Source organism: Neorhizobium galegae, assembly GCF_021391675.1.
GTDB lineage: Bacteria > Pseudomonadota > Alphaproteobacteria > Rhizobiales > Rhizobiaceae > Neorhizobium > Neorhizobium galegae_B.
On record NZ_CP090095.1, the window covers coordinates 1,602,983 to 1,619,544 of the forward strand.

At 60.7% G+C, this 16,562-nt stretch carries 17 protein-coding genes and 3 tRNA genes; 17 read left to right on the plus strand and 3 right to left on the minus strand.

The window, feature by feature from the left end; translation table 11 throughout:
- The first annotated feature begins 4 nt into the window (after window positions 1-4).
- A complete protein-coding gene (locus tag LZK81_RS08020) occupies window positions 5-916 on the plus strand; it encodes a glycosyltransferase family 2 protein (RefSeq protein ID WP_233955755.1) in 912 nt (303 codons plus the stop codon).
- 26 nt (window positions 917-942) lie between these two features.
- On the opposite strand, the gene LZK81_RS08025 is transcribed toward LZK81_RS08020, so the two are convergent.
- Together LZK81_RS08025 and LZK81_RS08030 are read right to left on the minus strand one after the other, a co-directional pair.
- A complete protein-coding gene (locus LZK81_RS08025; RefSeq protein WP_233955757.1) occupies window positions 943-2,664 on the minus strand; it encodes a hypothetical protein in 1,722 nt (573 codons plus the stop codon).
- 4 nt (window positions 2,665-2,668) lie between these two features.
- Window positions 2,669-2,851: a hypothetical protein gene (locus LZK81_RS08030; protein ID WP_233955759.1), complete on the minus strand. Its 183-nt coding sequence runs from the start codon at window positions 2,849-2,851 to the stop codon at window positions 2,669-2,671.
- Window positions 2,852-3,674: 823 nt separating this feature from the next.
- Between LZK81_RS08030 and LZK81_RS08035 the strand changes: the two genes are divergently transcribed.
- Complete coding sequence (locus LZK81_RS08035; RefSeq protein ID WP_233955761.1) at window positions 3,675-4,280, plus strand: trypsin-like peptidase domain-containing protein; 606 nt, start codon at window positions 3,675-3,677, stop codon at window positions 4,278-4,280.
- 413 nt (window positions 4,281-4,693) lie between these two features.
- Here LZK81_RS08035 and LZK81_RS08040 read toward each other — a convergent pair.
- Window positions 4,694-4,769 (minus strand) — tRNA-Val (locus LZK81_RS08040).
- A gap of 276 nt (window positions 4,770-5,045) precedes the next feature.
- Between LZK81_RS08040 and LZK81_RS08045 the strand changes: the two genes are divergently transcribed.
- The 15 genes from LZK81_RS08045 to nuoK all read left to right on the plus strand — a co-directional run bounded on the left by LZK81_RS08045 (window position 5,046) and on the right by nuoK (window position 16,556).
- Window positions 5,046-5,122, plus strand: a tRNA-Asp gene (locus LZK81_RS08045).
- A gap of 71 nt (window positions 5,123-5,193) precedes the next feature.
- A tRNA-Asp gene (locus LZK81_RS08050) sits at window positions 5,194-5,270 on the plus strand.
- Between the two features lie 264 nt (window positions 5,271-5,534).
- Window positions 5,535-5,900 carry an NADH-quinone oxidoreductase subunit A gene (locus LZK81_RS08055; RefSeq protein WP_037080537.1) on the plus strand — a complete coding sequence of 122 codons (366 nt, stop codon included), beginning with the start codon at window positions 5,535-5,537 and terminating at the stop codon, window positions 5,898-5,900.
- On the plus strand, window positions 5,891-6,472 hold the full coding sequence (locus LZK81_RS08060; protein WP_007754646.1) for a NuoB/complex I 20 kDa subunit family protein: 582 nt from the start codon (window positions 5,891-5,893) through the stop codon (window positions 6,470-6,472). Before LZK81_RS08055 ends, LZK81_RS08060 begins: the two co-directional genes overlap by 10 nt.
- 32 nt (window positions 6,473-6,504) lie before the next feature.
- Window positions 6,505-7,107 carry an NADH-quinone oxidoreductase subunit C gene (locus LZK81_RS08065; protein ID WP_233955764.1) on the plus strand — a complete coding sequence of 201 codons (603 nt, stop codon included), beginning with the start codon at window positions 6,505-6,507 and terminating at the stop codon, window positions 7,105-7,107.
- A gap of 78 nt (window positions 7,108-7,185) precedes the next feature.
- Window positions 7,186-8,376 (plus strand): NADH-quinone oxidoreductase subunit D, encoded by a 1,191-nt coding sequence (locus LZK81_RS08070; protein WP_046605505.1) that lies wholly within the window; start codon window positions 7,186-7,188, stop codon window positions 8,374-8,376.
- Window positions 8,376-8,633 carry a hypothetical protein gene (locus LZK81_RS08075; protein WP_233955766.1) on the plus strand — a complete coding sequence of 86 codons (258 nt, stop codon included), beginning with the start codon at window positions 8,376-8,378 and terminating at the stop codon, window positions 8,631-8,633. The genes LZK81_RS08070 and LZK81_RS08075 overlap by 1 nt, the downstream gene beginning before the upstream one ends.
- Before the next feature lie 16 nt (window positions 8,634-8,649).
- The gene (gene nuoE / locus LZK81_RS08080) at window positions 8,650-9,591 is read left to right on the plus strand and encodes an NADH-quinone oxidoreductase subunit NuoE (protein ID WP_326491507.1); all 942 of its coding nucleotides are present in this window, start codon (window positions 8,650-8,652) and stop codon (window positions 9,589-9,591) included.
- Window positions 9,592-9,680: 89 nt separating this feature from the next.
- The gene (gene nuoF / locus LZK81_RS08085) at window positions 9,681-10,985 is read left to right on the plus strand and encodes an NADH-quinone oxidoreductase subunit NuoF (RefSeq protein WP_046605503.1); all 1,305 of its coding nucleotides are present in this window, start codon (window positions 9,681-9,683) and stop codon (window positions 10,983-10,985) included.
- Between the two features lie 4 nt (window positions 10,986-10,989).
- Window positions 10,990-11,712 carry a hypothetical protein gene (locus LZK81_RS08090; protein ID WP_233955768.1) on the plus strand — a complete coding sequence of 241 codons (723 nt, stop codon included), beginning with the start codon at window positions 10,990-10,992 and terminating at the stop codon, window positions 11,710-11,712.
- A 70-nt stretch (window positions 11,713-11,782) separates the two neighbouring features.
- A complete protein-coding gene (nuoG, locus tag LZK81_RS08095; RefSeq protein WP_233955771.1) occupies window positions 11,783-13,864 on the plus strand; it encodes an NADH-quinone oxidoreductase subunit NuoG in 2,082 nt (693 codons plus the stop codon).
- An 8-nt stretch (window positions 13,865-13,872) separates the two neighbouring features.
- Window positions 13,873-14,916 carry an NADH-quinone oxidoreductase subunit NuoH gene (nuoH, locus tag LZK81_RS08100; RefSeq protein ID WP_233955773.1) on the plus strand — a complete coding sequence of 348 codons (1,044 nt, stop codon included), beginning with the start codon at window positions 13,873-13,875 and terminating at the stop codon, window positions 14,914-14,916.
- 52 nt (window positions 14,917-14,968) lie between these two features.
- A complete protein-coding gene (gene nuoI / locus LZK81_RS08105) occupies window positions 14,969-15,460 on the plus strand; it encodes an NADH-quinone oxidoreductase subunit NuoI (RefSeq protein WP_038585696.1) in 492 nt (163 codons plus the stop codon).
- Window positions 15,461-15,607: 147 nt separating this feature from the next.
- The gene (locus LZK81_RS08110) at window positions 15,608-16,222 is read left to right on the plus strand and encodes an NADH-quinone oxidoreductase subunit J (RefSeq protein WP_046605500.1); all 615 of its coding nucleotides are present in this window, start codon (window positions 15,608-15,610) and stop codon (window positions 16,220-16,222) included.
- 25 nt (window positions 16,223-16,247) lie between these two features.
- Window positions 16,248-16,556, plus strand: a complete 309-nt coding sequence (gene nuoK, locus LZK81_RS08115) for an NADH-quinone oxidoreductase subunit NuoK (protein WP_007772674.1) — start codon at window positions 16,248-16,250, stop codon at window positions 16,554-16,556.
- Window positions 16,557-16,562 lie beyond the last annotated feature (6 nt).

The following is a 16,562-nucleotide window of genomic DNA, read 5'->3' on the forward strand; positions in this document are numbered from 1 at the left end:
TCGAATGGCCAGCCTCGCCGTCCTCATCCTCACCTACAACGAAGAGCGCCACATCGCCCGCGCGCTGAAAAGCGTCGCTTCCTTCGCGTCCGAGGTCTTCGTCATCGATTGTTTCTCGACCGATAGGACGGCGCAGATCGCCCGGTCGCTCGGCGCAACCGTGCTCAGCAATCCCTGGATCAATTATTCGAAGCAATTCCAGTGGGGGCTCGACAATGCGCCGATCACCGCCGACTGGATCATGCGGCTCGATGCGGATGAGGTGATCGAACCCGAGCTGGCAGTGGAGATCACCGACAAGCTTCCCTTTCTCGCGGCCGATATCGCAGGCGTGAACCTCAAGAGAAAACACATCTTCCTCGGACGCTGGATACGCCATGGCGGCCGGTATCCCCTCATCCTCACCCGCATCTGGCGGCGCGGGCAGGGACATGTCGAGGACCGCTGGATGGACGAGCACATCGTCGTGAAGGGCGGCCGCATAGTCCTTTTCGATGCGCCGTTCTCGGATCACAATCTCAACGATCTCAGCTTCTTCACGGGCAAGCACAACGGCTATGCAACCCTTGAAGCTGTTGACGTACTCGGCCGTCGCCATGGCCTGTTTTTCGAACAACCTGCCCTTTCGCAAGCCGTCTGGTCGCGTCAGGCTACCTTCAAACGGCGCATCAAAGAGCAGATCTATAACCGGCTCCCGTTCCCTGTCGCTGCGCTCGGTTATTTCCTGTTCCGCTATGTCGGCCAGCTCGGCTTCCTCGATGGCCGCGAAGGGCTGATCTACCATGTCCTGCAAGGTTACTGGTACCGTTTCCTCGTCGGCGCGATGGTCATGGAATTCGACCGGTCGCTCCGTTCGCTTAAAACGCCTGAGGAAAAGCGCGCAGCGCTGGCGCGATTGACGGGACTGCCGCTCTGAAGCGACAGCCCTCGAAGCGCAGCGGTTCAGGCAACGCCCACACTCGGGAAGGCGGCCCAGAAGAGCGTCGAGCCCGCCCCTTCGGCGGCGACCACCAGCAGGCTCTCGCCGGCATTCAACGCATAGCCGATCTTGCCCGAGATCTTGTTGAAGAGCTGTGCGCCGTTGGTATTGACCGTCATATCCGCCGATCCGGCGTTGACGATATGAAACGGCAGTCCTACCAGCGAAGACGCATCCGACGAATTCGTGATCTCGGGCAGCGTGCAGACGAGCGCCGACGCGGCGTCGAAGGTGACGAGACCGGCATCCAGTGGGTGAAGCACGGTGTTCGCGGTCTTGAGCGTCGACTTCATTCCCATTCCGAAGCGGGGATAGATGAAGCTGTTGCCGCCCCTGACTTCCAGATCGCCTTGGTTCTCCCACGCATCGCCACGAATGTTGAACGCTGCCAATCCGCCGCGGGTCTGGTCGGTCCATAGACCCGACAACATTGCTTGACGGCCAACTCCACGCGCGCCGTGAAACTGGCTGGTGGCCGAGACCGCGTCGAAATCCGTCACCGTTGTGTTGCTGCTGTAGAAGCGGCTGAAACCCACGCGGCGCCCGACAATATCGGCATTCCCGTCACCAGAGACTTCTGAGATGTTGAGGTCGCAGCCCTGTGCGTTCTCCACGTAAATCCCGGCGCCGGCGCCGCCTTCCGCATCCACGCCGAGGAAGCGCGAGTTGGAGACGAACGCGCCTTCGTCGCGGGAGCTCAGTTCGAGACAGGGCATGCCCCAGGACGAGAGCATCAGCGAGCCGCTGCCGGACGCGATCATGGCCGGGGAGGTGAAGGCCCTGCCAATCTGGATCGTATTGCCGCTCACCGACTTGACGACATGGACCCGCCCGGCGGTGATCCCGTAATCGCTGCTCGTGAACGCGACCGGCATCCGCGCCCGGAATTTGCCGCCGTCGGCAACGGCGATATTCGCCGAACCGTTGGAGAAAGTCGCGCTGACCACAAGCTCGGCCCGGTTGAAGGCGTTGTTCTGGATGCGGTCGACATACATTTCGTTCAGACGAGCGCCGTCTCCACCGGCTTCGAATACGATACCCCGGCAGAGCCGATTGTCCCGTCCATCGGCGGGAATGATGTTGAAGAGCGAATCGAAGCGGCTGTTTCCGGGCATCAGCGTCGAGCCCGGCAACAACGACGCGTAGTACTGGCCGTTTTCGCAGAGATGCGTCCAGACCCGGGAAACGTCCGTGTGCATGAAATTGGCAAGGAACATGCCCCAGTCGCTGCATTCGCGGATGAAGAGATCGTGGATGGTGGAAAACTGCAGGCCGATATTGTTCACCGCGCCGATGCTGATGGCGCGCGTAAAGCCGGTAAAGCCGATATGCTCGCATCGCCAGCCGGTAATGCAATCGGCGGTGATCGTCGCAGACGGCGAACCAAGGTCTGCGTCATTGGCGGAAAAAGCCGGAAACGAGCCGTCGCCGGCAAGCACCGTGCCGCCGACGAAATCCCATCCGCTGTCCGGCAGGGTGTCGTTGAGATAGTTCAGCACCGGCTGTACGCCCTGGTAACCGACGCCGGAAGCAACCGGGAGCGGCTCCGTGAGCGTGATCACCGCATCCGGCAGCAGGATGGTGCCGCTGCCGCCCGCCGCGACCGCTGCCGCATGGACGGCCCGGATCGCCGCTTCGGTGGTATCGGAGGGAATGTAGAGTTTCGGAATTCGGCGCGATGGCATCGTGTCAGTCCTCCAGGCCGATGAATCGGCTGATCGTGAGTTGGCTGATGGTGAGCTGATTGTTTTCTGCGTCGGCAAGCACGTTGCCTTCGGCATCCATCAGGGTGAACCCATCCTCCTCGGGTGGCTCACCGCCGCCGATGGGAAAAGTGCCGGGACCGGTCAGGGAAAGTCCGAGATCCAGCATCATCCCCTCCCGCCGCGAACGTGCGCCGTCCGGCCCCGAGCGCATCCGCCGGCGCCTCCCATGTTGATGCCGTGTCTGAGATGATGTTTTCCCATTTCCGTCTCCTCGTGCTCCAGGCTGCGCCCGAGCGTCTATCCGCAGACGGGCAGTTCGGAACCGATTTTAGGAACGGGTTGAGGAGCGGGGACGAAGTGGCGGAAAAGATTCGCTGAATGGCTGCTGCCGTGCGGAACGGCGTATAGGCCAAATGCCTGATATGCTTCACGAACCGGAGGCTATGGGGCGGCCGGAATGGAGCGAGCTGTCGCGCTCCCGGGGGACGTTCTTCCCCGCGATAGCCAAAAGAATCGAGTGGGATTGTTCGCGCTCGACCGAAAACCGAGGCGCCAGACGCAGCGATTTGATCTCCCGGAAGATGGTTTGCGTTGCACCGTCAATTTTGTGCAGAATAGCAATAAGCCGACACGCGGATGTAATTTATGACCGAACCCACACCCATCGTTTTCATACCTGGCCACCCTCTAAGTTACGCGACAACTCGTATCAATATTTTCTGTAACAATATTGAAATTTCCAGGGCTAGCGGGTTTGTCGCCAAGTTTGGGCAAGATCATTATTTAGTAACAAATTGGCATGTTGCGTCTGGTCGCAACCCCATAACCAATAAACTGTCATCCACGATGGGCGCAATTCCCGACAGAATTGAATTCCATGTGACTGTTATAACCTCCGAGAAACTCGATGATGGTCGGACATCGACGACGCTATACTTCAAGCCGATGAGTTTTGATCTATTGAGAATGATAATCCTACATGGCTTGAAATGATCAGTGGTGACCACAGAGTCGACGTAGCGTTATTCCGGCTCAATCCCGCGATTGAAGAGTTGCAAGAGCCTAGAACGCGATTGGCTTTTATTGAAGCCGGCGAGGTTACGCTGAAGCGTGGCATGACAGTAGAGGATCGAAGCGCGCCATTTCATGCGGAAGGGGTGTCACACTTTTACCCGCAAGTTGGAAGTGATGTATTCGTTCTTGGGTATCCGTATGGCATCGAGCTTGCGGGAATATTTCCAATTTGGAAGCGAGCGTCCATTGCATCCGAGCCACAAGCTACGATTACAAGTGGAGGCTTCAACTATGAAGATTTGCTCTACATCGACGCCCTGACAAAAAGCGGTATGTCTGGATCGCCTGTTATCTCAATTCCAAAAGAAGGTGAGGTATATGTAACGGATGGCGTCGGAGTCCCGATGAAGGATCGTAGGCCACACTTGGTTGGCATTTATGCTGGCAGAGAGGGTGTCACGAATGAAGAGCTTGAGTTTTCGATCGGGCGGGTTTGGAAGGCTTCGACGATTGCCGGCATCGTGATACAGAAAGACGACAAAACGCCCGAACAAGGTGTAAAGGAAGACACGCTTAACTAAAGGTGCCGCCCTCCTATCGCCTCACTAAGTGCCCTAAGCTCCGCATCGTAATCGATTTGGCTTTGATAGTCGCGAAGGGCGATCTGCTGGGGGGAATATGCTGGGGCAGCGGCTAGCTTACCGGTCGCGGCCTCATACCTCTGCCGGGCAATCCCAATTTGAAGCTGGATAGATGCGAGGGCTGCAGCGTGGTTGCGAAGAGCAGTTCGCCGGTCGCCGCCTAGCTGGATTTCCAGTTCCGCGTGGTTGGCGAGATACGGACGAAGTTGGGAAGGGATGACGACGCGAGCCGAATAACGCCCGCTACGCTCTTTCCAGTGTTGCGCTTGCCAGCCATTCGAAACCCATTTGTGACGCCAATATGGGCAAAACCTTGTGGCGCAAGGGGGGCTAACGATTTCAATGGGAAAGAATGGTGGGCGATGAGAGACTCGAACTCCCGACATCCTCGGTGTAAACGAGGCGCTCTACCAACTGAGCTAATCGCCCGTTCGCGATTGCGGAGCCTCAGGGCCCGCCGCGTCGGTGGCCGTGATCTATGCGGATCGCGGAAAAACCGCAAGGGCTTTGATGATGTTTTTTTGAAAATTTTGGGGAAGAGCCGACTGGACAGGGGCACATATGGGGCAGGAGAGGGCAAAGCGACGGGACGTCATCCTTTTGTCTTGAAACGCGCTTGACACCCGATCCCGAACCTCTTAGTTAGCCGCTCAACCGAGCGATTGAGGTCGCCCGGTTCCGAGGTTTCGGCCTCAAGAGAAATGCGCGGGTGTAGCTCAGTTGGTTAGAGTGCCGGCCTGTCACGCCGGAGGTCGCGGGTTCGAGCCCCGTCACTCGCGCCATTCTCTTATTCAAACTCTCCGCCGATTGCGCGTCTTGCGCACAAGGCGGATGCCGCTAGTCGGCATTATGCGCGGGTGTAGCTCAGTCGGTTAGAGTGCCGGCCTGTCACGCCGGAGGTCGCGGGTTCGAGCCCCGTCACTCGCGCCATTCCCCACCCAGAAGAACATGCTTCCCAATACGATCTGGCCGTCACCGGCCCCTCGTGCTGATGGTCTGAGGTTGTCGCTATGATACAGCCGCCGATAATCGTTTGAACTGCTCCATTTTGGCGCAGGATGCGACATTCAAAAAGCTTGCGCCGGGGCTTCGGCTGCGCTAACCACGGCTTGTTGCAATGCACGTTCGCTTTGCCTGTGCATTGATATTCAGGCGTCGTCTCCCGACGCTTCAGGCAAGCTGGGATCGAATACAATGAGTGAACTCCTGACTTCCTATATCCCGATCGCGATTTTCATCGGCATTTCCCTGGTGATCGGCATCGCGCTTCTGGTTGCGCCCTTCGCCGTCGCCTACAAGGCGCCCGATTCGGAAAAGCTTTCGGCTTACGAATGCGGCTTCAATGCCTTCGACGACGCGCGCATGAAGTTCGACATTCGCTTCTACCTGGTCTCGATCCTCTTCATCATCTTCGACCTCGAAGTCGCCTTCCTTTTCCCGTGGGCCGTGTCGTTCGGTGCGATTGGCTGGTTCGGCTTCTGGTCGATGATGGTATTCCTCGCCGTTCTGACGATCGGCTTTATATATGAATGGAAGAAAGGAGCGCTGGAATGGGAGTAGTCGACAACGGCAGCACTCTCGTCGCGCCGCAGCCCAAGGGTATTATCGATCCGAATACCGGCAAGCCCATCGGCAGCGACGATGCGTTCTTCGGCGAGATCAACAATGAACTCGCCGACAAGGGTTTTCTCGTCACCTCCACGGACGAGCTGATCACCTGGGCCCGCACGGGCTCGCTGATGTGGATGACGTTCGGCCTCGCCTGCTGCGCGGTCGAGATGATGCAGCTTTCGATGCCGCGTTATGACGTCGAGCGCTTCGGTTTTGCGCCGCGCGCCTCGCCGCGCCAGTCGGACGTGATGATCGTCGCCGGCACGCTGACCAACAAGATGGCGCCCGCGCTCCGCAAGGTCTACGACCAGATGCCGGAGCCGCGTTACGTCATCTCCATGGGCTCCTGCGCCAATGGCGGCGGTTATTACCATTATTCCTATTCGGTGGTGCGTGGCTGCGACCGCGTCGTGCCGATCGACATCTATGTTCCGGGCTGTCCCCCCACGGCGGAGGCACTGCTCTACGGCGTGCTTCTGCTGCAGAAGAAGATCCGACGGACCGGCACGATCGAGCGCTGAGGGCCAGAGGCCAAGGGTAATTGGACAAGATCATGAGTGAAGCCCTGAACGAGCTTTCGACCTACATTCGCGAAGCGCGTGCGTCCCTCGTGGCGGATGCGGAAATCGCCTATGGCGAGCTGACGCTGACGGCGACCGCGGAAAACCTGCTGCCGCTGCTGACCTTCCTGCGCGACGACGTGCAGTGCGGGTTCATCAGCTTCATCGACATCTGCGGAGTGGACTATCCGTCCCGCGAAAAGCGTTTCGATGTCGTCTACCATCTTCTGTCGCCGCGTCAGAATCAGCGTATCCGCATCAAGGTCGCGACCGCCGAGGACGAGCCGGTTCCGTCGGCCTTTTCGGTCTATCCCGGCGCCGACTGGTTCGAGCGCGAAGCCTGGGACATGTACGGCATCCTGTTCACCGGCCATCCGGACCTGCGCCGCATCCTGACCGACTACGGTTTCGAAGGCCATCCGCTGCGCAAGGACTTCCCGACCACCGGTTTCGTCGAGGTTCGCTACGACGACAACGCCAAGCGCGTCGTCTATGAGCCCGTCGAACTGCGCCAGGAATTCCGCAATTTCGATTTCTTGAGCCCGTGGGAAGGCACCGACTACGTGCTGCCCGGGGATGAAAAGGCGAAAGCTTAAGGATCGGCGCAGCCGCGCCGTCCGTCCGCACTTCTTTCCCGCCCGGTGCGTCACTCCGCCCGGCATGGAGTAAGCAGAATGACCGAACATAACGTCCGCAATTTCAATATCAATTTCGGACCGCAGCATCCGGCGGCACATGGCGTGTTGCGCCTGGTTCTGGAGCTTGATGGCGAAATCGTCGAACGCGTCGATCCGCATATCGGCCTGCTTCACCGCGGCACCGAGAAGCTGATCGAGACCAAGACCTATCTGCAGGCCGTTCCCTATTTCGACCGCCTCGATTACGTCGCGCCGATGAACCAGGAGCATGCGTTTGCGCTCGCCGTCGAAAAGCTCCTGGATATCCAGATCCCGATCCGCGGCCAGCTGATTCGTGTTTTGTATTCGGAAATCGGCCGCATCCTCTCGCACCTTCTCAACGTCACCACGCAGGCGATGGACGTCGGTGCGCTGACGCCGCCGCTCTGGGGCTTCGAAGAGCGCGAAAAGCTGATGGTGTTCTATGAGCGCGCATCCGGCTCCCGCATGCATGCGGCCTATTTCCGTCCCGGCGGCGTCCATCAGGACCTGCCGGCGGAACTGGTCGAGGACATCGGCAAGTGGTGCGACCAATTCCCGGCCAAGCTCGACGACATCGACGAACTGCTGACCGGCAACCGCATCTTCAAGCAGCGCAATGTCGACATCGGCGTCGTCAAGCTCGAAGACGCCTGGGCCTGGGGCTTTTCCGGCGTCATGGTGCGCGGTTCGGGCGCTGCCTGGGATCTGCGCCGCTCGCAGCCTTATGAGTGTTATTCTGACCTCGAATTCGACATTCCGATCGGCAAGAACGGCGACTGCTACGACCGTTACCTGATCCGCATGATCGAGATGCGCGAATCGGTGAAGATCATGAAGCAGTGCGTCAACCGTCTGCTCGGCGACGCCAGGACTGGCCCGTTCTCGTCAGCGGATGGCAAGGTCGTGCCGCCGAAGCGTGGCGAGATGAAGCGGTCGATGGAAGCGCTGATCCACCACTTCAAGCTCTATACCGAAGGTTATCACGTGCCGGCCGGCGAGGTTTATGCGGCGGTCGAAGCGCCGAAGGGCGAGTTCGGCGTCTTCCTCGTCGCCGACGGCAGCAACAAGCCGTATCGCTGCAAGATCCGCGCGCCGGGTTATGCCCATCTCCAGGCCATGGATTTCATCTGTCGGGGACACCAGCTGGCCGACGTTTCGGCGGTGCTCGGCTCGCTCGACATCGTCTTCGGCGAGGTGGACCGCTGATGCTCCGCGCCGTCGTTTTCGCTGCCATTCTGTCCGGTGCTCCGGCTGCCTTCGCGCAGCAGGCCCAGACGGACGGCGCGATTTCGACGCAAGGCGGCGGATCGAAGTCGATGAAGGATCTCCTGTCCGAAGGATACGAGATCAAAACCTCCGTTCCCAGTGGAACAAAGTTCATAGTGTTCATGCAGAAAGACAAGTCTGCCTATGCCTGCGAATTCGTGACGCTCACGAGATCGCGGTGTGGATCCATAAACTGATAAGGCGTGGAAAAGAATGTCCGTTCGTCGATTAGCCGAAGACCAGGTGCAGCCGGCAATTTTCGCCTTCAATGACGAGAATGCCGTCTGGGCCGAGGCAACGATCAGGAAATATCCGGCAGGCCGGCAGCAATCGGCTGTCATCCCGCTTTTGATGCGTGCGCAGGAACAGGATGGCTGGGTGACCCGCGCGGCGCTCGAGTTCGTCGCGGGCAAGCTCGACATGCCCTATATCCGCGTCCTCGAAGTCGCGACCTTCTACACCCAGTTCCAGCTGAAGCCGGTCGGCACCCGCGCCCATATCCAGGTCTGTGGCACGACCCCCTGCATGCTGCGCGGCGCAGAGGACCTGATGAAGGTCTGTCAGCACAAGATCCATCACGATCCCTTCGCGCTGAACGCCGACGGCACGCTGTCGTGGGAAGAGGTCGAGTGTCAGGGCGCCTGCGTCAACGCGCCAATGGTCATCATCTTCAAGGATGCCTATGAGGACCTGACGCCTGAGCGCCTCGAAGAGATCATCGATGCTTTCGAAGCTGGCAAGGGCCACGAAGTGAAGCCCGGTCCGCAGATCGATCGCATCTTCTCGGCGCCCGAGGGCGGGCCGCAGACGTTGAATGACGAGATCAAGCCGGTCCGCACCAATCTCGATCCGCATCCGAGCGCCGAAGAGGTCGCTGCCGCAGCCAGCGTTCCTCCGGCCGATGCCGCTCGTCCGAAGGACACGGCGGCTGAAACCAATCCGTCGCTGAAGACGCCAGCGACGGCGCCGGCGGCTTCCGCTGCCAATGCCAAGGCTGCGGAGGCGCAGCCGCTCTCGGCGACTGCTAAGAGCAAACCGGCTCCGAAGACGCCCGGCAGTGCTGTGGAAGGCGCTCCGCCGGAACCCGGCGCGGTCTCCGGCGACTTGAAGCCGAAGCGCACGCGGCGCAAGACCACGACTGAAGGTGAGTCGTGACATTTGAGAATTTGTGTGCGGCCTTTGAAAAAGGCTGCAATATATCGACTGACAACCGGCTTAATCGCGACGGACTTGTGGAATAGATCATGTTGAAAGATCAGGATCGCATCTTTACCAATATCTACGGCCTCAAGGACAAGTCCCTGAAAGGCGCGATGAGCCGCGGCCATTGGGATGGCACCAAGGAGATCATCGAGAAGGGCCGGGACTGGATCATCAACGAGATGAAGGCGTCTGGCCTTCGTGGTCGCGGTGGCGCCGGCTTCCCGACCGGTCTCAAATGGTCCTTCATGCCGAAGGAATCGGATGGCCGCCCGCATTACCTCGTGGTCAATGCCGACGAATCCGAGCCCGGCACCTGCAAGGACCGCGAAATCATGCGCCACGATCCGCATACGCTGATCGAAGGCTGCGTCATCGCCGGTTTCGCCATGGGTGCCCATACCGCCTATATCTACGTGCGCGGCGAATACATGCGCGAACGCGAAGCGCTGCAGGCGGCGATCGACGAATGTTATGATTTCGGCCTGCTCGGCGGCAACAACAAGCTCGGCTGGGATTTCGACATCTACGTCCACCACGGCGCCGGGGCCTATATCTGCGGCGAAGAGACGGCACTGCTCGAAAGCCTCGAAGGCAAGAAGGGCCAGCCGCGCCTGAAGCCTCCGTTCCCGGCAAACATGGGCCTCTATGGCTGCCCGACCACGGTCAACAACGTCGAATCGATCGCGGTTGCCCCGACCATCCTGCGCCGCGGTGCCGGCTGGTTCTCGTCCATGGGCCGTCCCAACAATGTCGGCACCAAGCTGTTCATGCTCTCCGGTCACGTCAACAAGCCGTGCACCGTCGAAGAAGTGATGGGCATCACCTTCCGCGAACTGGTCGACAAGCATGCCGGCGGCATCCGCGGCGGCTGGGACAATCTCCTGGCGGTCATCCCGGGCGGCGCATCCTGCCCGATCGTACCGGCCAAGGACATCATGGACTGCCAGATGGATTTCGACGGCCTGCGTGCCGTCGGCTCCTCCTTCGGCACCGCCGGCGCCATCGTCATGGACAAGTCGACCGACGTCATCAAGGCGATCGCCCGCATCTCGGCCTTCTTCAAGCACGAGAGCTGCGGCCAGTGCACGCCGTGCCGCGAAGGCACCGGCTGGATGTGGCGGGTGCTCGAGCGCATGGTCAAGGGCAATGCCCAGAAGCGCGAGATCGATATGCTGTTGCAGGTGACCAAGCAGATCGAAGGTCACACCATCTGCGCGCTCGGCGATGCGGCGGCCTGGCCTGTCCAGGGCCTGATCCGGCATTTCCGTCCGGAGATCGAAGCGCGTATCGACCAGTATACCCGAAACGCGACGGCGCATGGCGCCGTCCTGGAAGCTGCGGAGTAGCCAAGTGACAAAGTTGGGCAAAGAGCATGAAGGGGAGGCGACGGATCGTCCGGCGCTCGATCCGGCGCGAATGCCCGATTTTTCCGAGGCGATGAAGCTTAATCCGCTGATGGCGAATATGGCCGCCGCGACGGCAGTCGGCTTCGGCATCGCCGCGCAGATGACCGGAGTCTTCTTGGGTGCGCTGCAGGGCGCGATGGAAGCGGGCAACCGTCAGAAGGCTGCTGGAGAATCTCCGTCCGCGGCGGCTCCGGTTGAGGCGCCTGCTGTCACGGAAACGCCGGCCCCGACCGTCGCAGCCGCAGTCTCAGAACCCGCGCCGATCGCTGAAAAGCCGAAGGCAAAGCCGGTCGCACCGGCTCGCAAGGCGGCTGTAATTGCGCCCAAGGCCGAATCGGTCAAGAAGCCGGCCGCCAAGGCCAAGGTTGCGACGGCAAAGGCCGCGGCTCCGAAGGCTCCGGCAAAGCCGGTAATCGAGGCCAAGACGGCAAAGGCGCCCAAGGCGAAGACGGTCAAGGCCAATGGACCTGCCGGCGGCGATCTGAAGCAGATTTCGGGCATCGGCCCGAAGCTGGTGGAAGTGCTGAACGGTTTGGGTGTAACGAGCCTCGCTGAGGTCGCTGCCTGGGACGACGCCGAAATCGCCCGCTTCGACAAGGAATTGGGTTTCGAGGGGCGCATCAGCCGCGACGATTGGGTCGGCCAGGCGAAAGCTCTGTTGAAATAAAAGAATATGTCCCCGAGTCGCCTGACCCCCAGGAGACCCAAAGGATGGAACTAAGGACGTAAGTGAGACGATGGTTAAGCTGAAGGTTGACGGCAAAGAGGTCGAAGTTCCGGATCATTTCACGCTGCTTCAGGCGTGCGAGGAAGCCGGCGCCGAGGTCCCGCGCTTTTGTTTCCACGAACGTCTTTCGGTTGCCGGCAATTGCCGCATGTGCCTGATCGAAGTGAAGGGCGGACCGCCGAAGCCGGCAGCCTCCTGCGCCATGGGCGTGCGCGACGTCCGGGGTGGCCCGAACGGCGAACTGCCGGAAATTTTCACCAACACGCCGATGGTCAAGAAGGCCCGCGAAGGCGTGATGGAATTCCTGCTGATCAACCATCCGCTGGATTGCCCGATCTGCGACCAGGGCGGCGAATGCGACCTGCAGGACCAGGCGATGGCCTTCGGCATCGACAGTTCCCGCTACACGGAAAACAAGCGCGCTGTCGAAGACAAGTATATCGGCCCGCTGGTCAAGACCGTGATGAACCGCTGCATCCACTGCACGCGCTGCGTCCGCTTCACCACTGAAGTCGGCGGCATTTCCGAGCTCGGCCTGATCGGCCGCGGCGAGGATGCCGAGATCACCACCTATCTCGAAAGCGCCATGACGTCGGAGCTGCAGGGCAATGTCATCGACCTTTGCCCCGTCGGTGCGCTGACCTCGCGCCCCTTCGCCTTCACCGCCCGTCCGTGGGAACTCAACAAGACCGAATCGATCGACGTCATGGACGCCGTCGGCTCGGCGATCCGCGTCGATACCCGCGGCCGCGAAGTGATGCGCATCATGCCGCGCGTCAACGAGCAGGTGAACGAAGAGTGGATCTCCGACAAGACCCGCTTCATCTGGGACGGCCTGAAGACCCAGCGCCTCGACCGCCCCTACGTCCGCAAGGGCGGCCGCCTTCAGGCTGCCTCCTGGGGCGAAGCCTTCGGCGCCATCAGGGCTGCGGTTTCCGGCACCTCTGCCGCAAAGATCGGCGCGATCGCCGGCGATCTGGCCTCGGTCGAAGAAATGTACGCTCTGAAGGAGCTGGTTCGGTCGCTCGGGTCGGAAAACCTCGACTGTCGCCAGGACGGGACGGCGCTTGATCCGTCGCTCGGCCGCGCAAGCTACCTCTTCAATCCCACCATCGAGGGAATCGAACAGGCCGGCGCCCTGCTTCTGATCGGCGCCAATCCGCGCCTCGAGGCAGCCGTCCTCAACGCCCGCATCCGCAAGCGCTTCCGCCGCGGCAACTTCCCGATCGGCGTGATCGGCGAAGTCAGCGAACTGCGCTACGTCTACGACTATCTCGGTGCCGGCGCTGAAACGCTCTCCGACCTCGCGTCCGGCGCAAACAGCTTCGCCGACAAGCTCCGTGCGGCCAAGAATCCGATGATCATCGTGGGGCAGGGGGCTCTCTCCCGTCCGGACGGTGCGGCGATCCTTAGCTCGGCCGCCCAGCTTGCCGGTTCGGTCGGCGCGCTGACAGACGAGTGGAACGGCTTTGCCGTTCTCCACACCGCCGCTGCCCGCGTCGGCGGCCTCGACCTCGGCTTCGTGCCGGGTGCGAACGGCGCCAATGCCGCCGCCCAGGTCGCTGGCATGGACGTTCTCTTCCTGCTCGGCGCCGATGAACTCGACTTCTCGAAGAAGGGCGCCAAGTTCACCGTCTATATCGGCAGCCATGGCGATGCCGGCGCGCACAATGCCGACGTCATCCTGCCGGGTGCGACTTACACCGAAAAGTCGGGCACCTGGGTCAATACCGAAGGCCGCGTCCAGATGGGCAACCGTGCCGGTTTCGCGCCGGGCGAGGCCCGCGAAGACTGGGCGATCATCCGCGCGCTCTCCGACGTGCTCGGCAAGAAACTGCCGTTCGATTCGCTGGGCGCCCTGCGTGCGAAACTCTATGCGGATTACCCGCATTTCGCCGCCATCGACGAGATTGCAGCGGGTTCGGTGAACGAAATTGCCGCACTTGGCCAAAAAGCCGGTGGGATGACGAAGTCCGGGTTTGCGTCGCCGATCAAAGACTTCTATTTGACGAACCCGATCGCTCGCGCTTCGGCCGTCATGGCTGAATGCTCGGCATTGGCCCGCAACAATTTCCAGGCTGCGGCGGAGTAATTTTGAACATGGACTCGTTCTTTTCCATCTACGTCTGGCCGGGCATCGTCATGGTCGCGCAGTCGCTGCTGCTGCTGGTCTGCCTGCTCGTCTTCATCGCTTATGTTCTGCTTGCCGACCGCAAGATCTGGGCGGCCGTGCAACTGCGCCGCGGCCCGAACGTCGTCGGCCCCTTCGGCCTGTTCCAGTCCTTCGCCGACCTTCTGAAGTTCGTCTTCAAGGAGCCGGTCATTCCGGCCGGCGCCAACAAGGCCGTCTTCCTGCTCGCACCGCTGGTTGCCGTGCTTCTGGCCCTGTCGACCTGGGCCGTGGTGCCGCTTGCAGACGGATGGGTCATCGCCAACATCAATGTCGGCATCCTCTACATCTTTGCGATCTCCTCGCTCGAAGTCTACGGCATCATCATGGGTGGCTGGGCTTCGAACTCGAAATACCCGTTCCTCGGCGCGCTCCGCTCGGCGGCGCAGATGGTTTCTTACGAAGTCTCTATCGGCTTCGTCATCGTCACAGTGCTTCTGTGCGTCGGCTCGCTCAATCTCACCGACATCGTCAATGCCCAGCATGACGGCCTCGGCACGATGATGGGCCTGCCCGCCTCGTTCCTCGACTGGCACTGGCTGGCGCTGTTCCCGATGTTCGTGGTGTTCTTCATCTCGGCGCTCGCCGAAACCAACCGCCCGCCTTTCGATCTTCCCGAAGCGGAATCGGAACTGGTCGCCGGCTTCATGGTGGAGTACGGCTCCTCGCCATACATGATGTTCATGCTCGGCGAATACGCGGCCGTCTGCCTGATGTGCGCGCTGACGACCATCCTGTTCCTCGGGGGCTGGCTGCCGCCGATCGATATCTGGATCCTCAACTGGGTGCCGGGCATCGTCTGGTTCATGCTGAAGTCGATGCTCGTCTTCTTCATGTTCGCCATGGTGAAGGCCTTCGTACCGCGTTACCGCTACGACCAGCTCATGCGGCTGGGCTGGAAGATCTTCCTGCCGCTGTCGCTCGCAATGGTCGTCATTACCGCATTCGTGCTGAAGCTGGCGGGATGGGCATGATCATGACCGTGAACATGTCCGCCCAAGCTTCCGGCATCATTGGAGAATAAAGATGGCAAGTCTCGGCCAGGCCGTGAATTCGCTGTTCCTGAAGGAGTTCGTCGGGGCGTTCTTCCTGTCGATGCGCTACTTCTTCAAGCAGAAGGCGACGATCAACTATCCGTTCGAGAAAGGTCCGGTCTCCCCGCGTTTCCGCGGCGAGCATGCGCTGCGCCGCTACCCGAACGGAGAGGAACGCTGCATCGCCTGCAAGCTCTGCGAGGCGATCTGTCCTGCCCAGGCGATCACCATCGAGGCCGGCCCGCGCCGCAACGACGGCACCCGCCGCACGGTGCGTTACGATATCGACATGGTGAAGTGCATCTATTGCGGCTTCTGCCAGGAAGCCTGCCCGGTGGATGCGATCGTCGAGGGCCCGAATTTCGAATTCGCCACCGAGACGCGCGAAGAACTGTATTTCGACAAGGCGCGTCTGCTGGAAAACGGCGACCGCTGGGAGCGCGAAATCGCTCGCAACATGGCAATCGATGCGCCCTACCGCTGAGGCGGGGTGATTTGTACGGCGCCGCCCCATTCAGCGGGCAGTGCGCCGGTGACATCTGGATGAAATACCCGGCGCCTATCACAAGCCCGGGTTTCGACGGGATGGGGTATTTGCCCCACGCCCGGTGAGGGACGAAAAGGCACCACGATGGGTCTGCAGGCAATCTTCTTCTATCTCTTCGCGTTCATCGCGGTGGCGTCGGCGTTCATGGTCATTTCGGCCAAGAACCCGGTGCACTCGGTGCTGTTCCTCATCCTGGTCTTCTTCAACGCTGCCGGTCTCTTCCTGCTGACAGGCGCCGAATTCCTGGCGATGATCCTGCTGGTCGTCTATATCGGCGCGGTTGCGGTTCTCTTCCTCTTCGTCGTCATGATGCTCGACATCGACTTTGCGGAGCTGCGCTCGGGCGTGCTGCAATATGCGCCGATCGGCATGCTGGTCGGCCTGATTGTCGCCGCCGAACTGGTCGTCGTCATCGGCGGTAGCGTGCTGACGCCGGAAGCGGCGAAGTCGATCACCATGCCGATCCCCAACCCGGCCAGCCGCACCAATACGGCAGCGCTCGGCGACGTGCTCTATACGAATTACGTCTACTTCTTCCAGATCGCCGGCCTGGTGCTTCTGGTGGCGATGATCGGCGCGATCGTGCTGACACTCCGCCACCGCACCAACATCAAGCGTCAGGACATATCCCAGCAGGTGGCCCGCACGCCCGCGACCGCTGTCGAAGTGGTCAAGGTCAAGCCGGGCCAGGGCATCTGAGCGAGCGGGAACAAGGAACAGGCACATGGAAATCGGACTTTCCCACTATCTCACGGTCAGCGCCATCCTCTTCACGCTCGGCGTTTTCGGCATCTTCCTGAACCGCAAGAACGTCATCATCATCCTGATGTCGGTGGAGCTCATCCTGCTCTCGGTCAACCTCAACATGGTGGCCTTCTCCTCCTTCCTGAACGACATCGTCGGCCAGGTCTTCGCACTGTTCATTCTGACCGTGGCGGCCGCAGAAGCGGCCATCGGTCTTGCAATTCTCGTCGTCTTCTACCGCAACCGCGGTTCGATCGCCGTCGAAGACGTCAATATGATGAAGGGCTGATCGGGT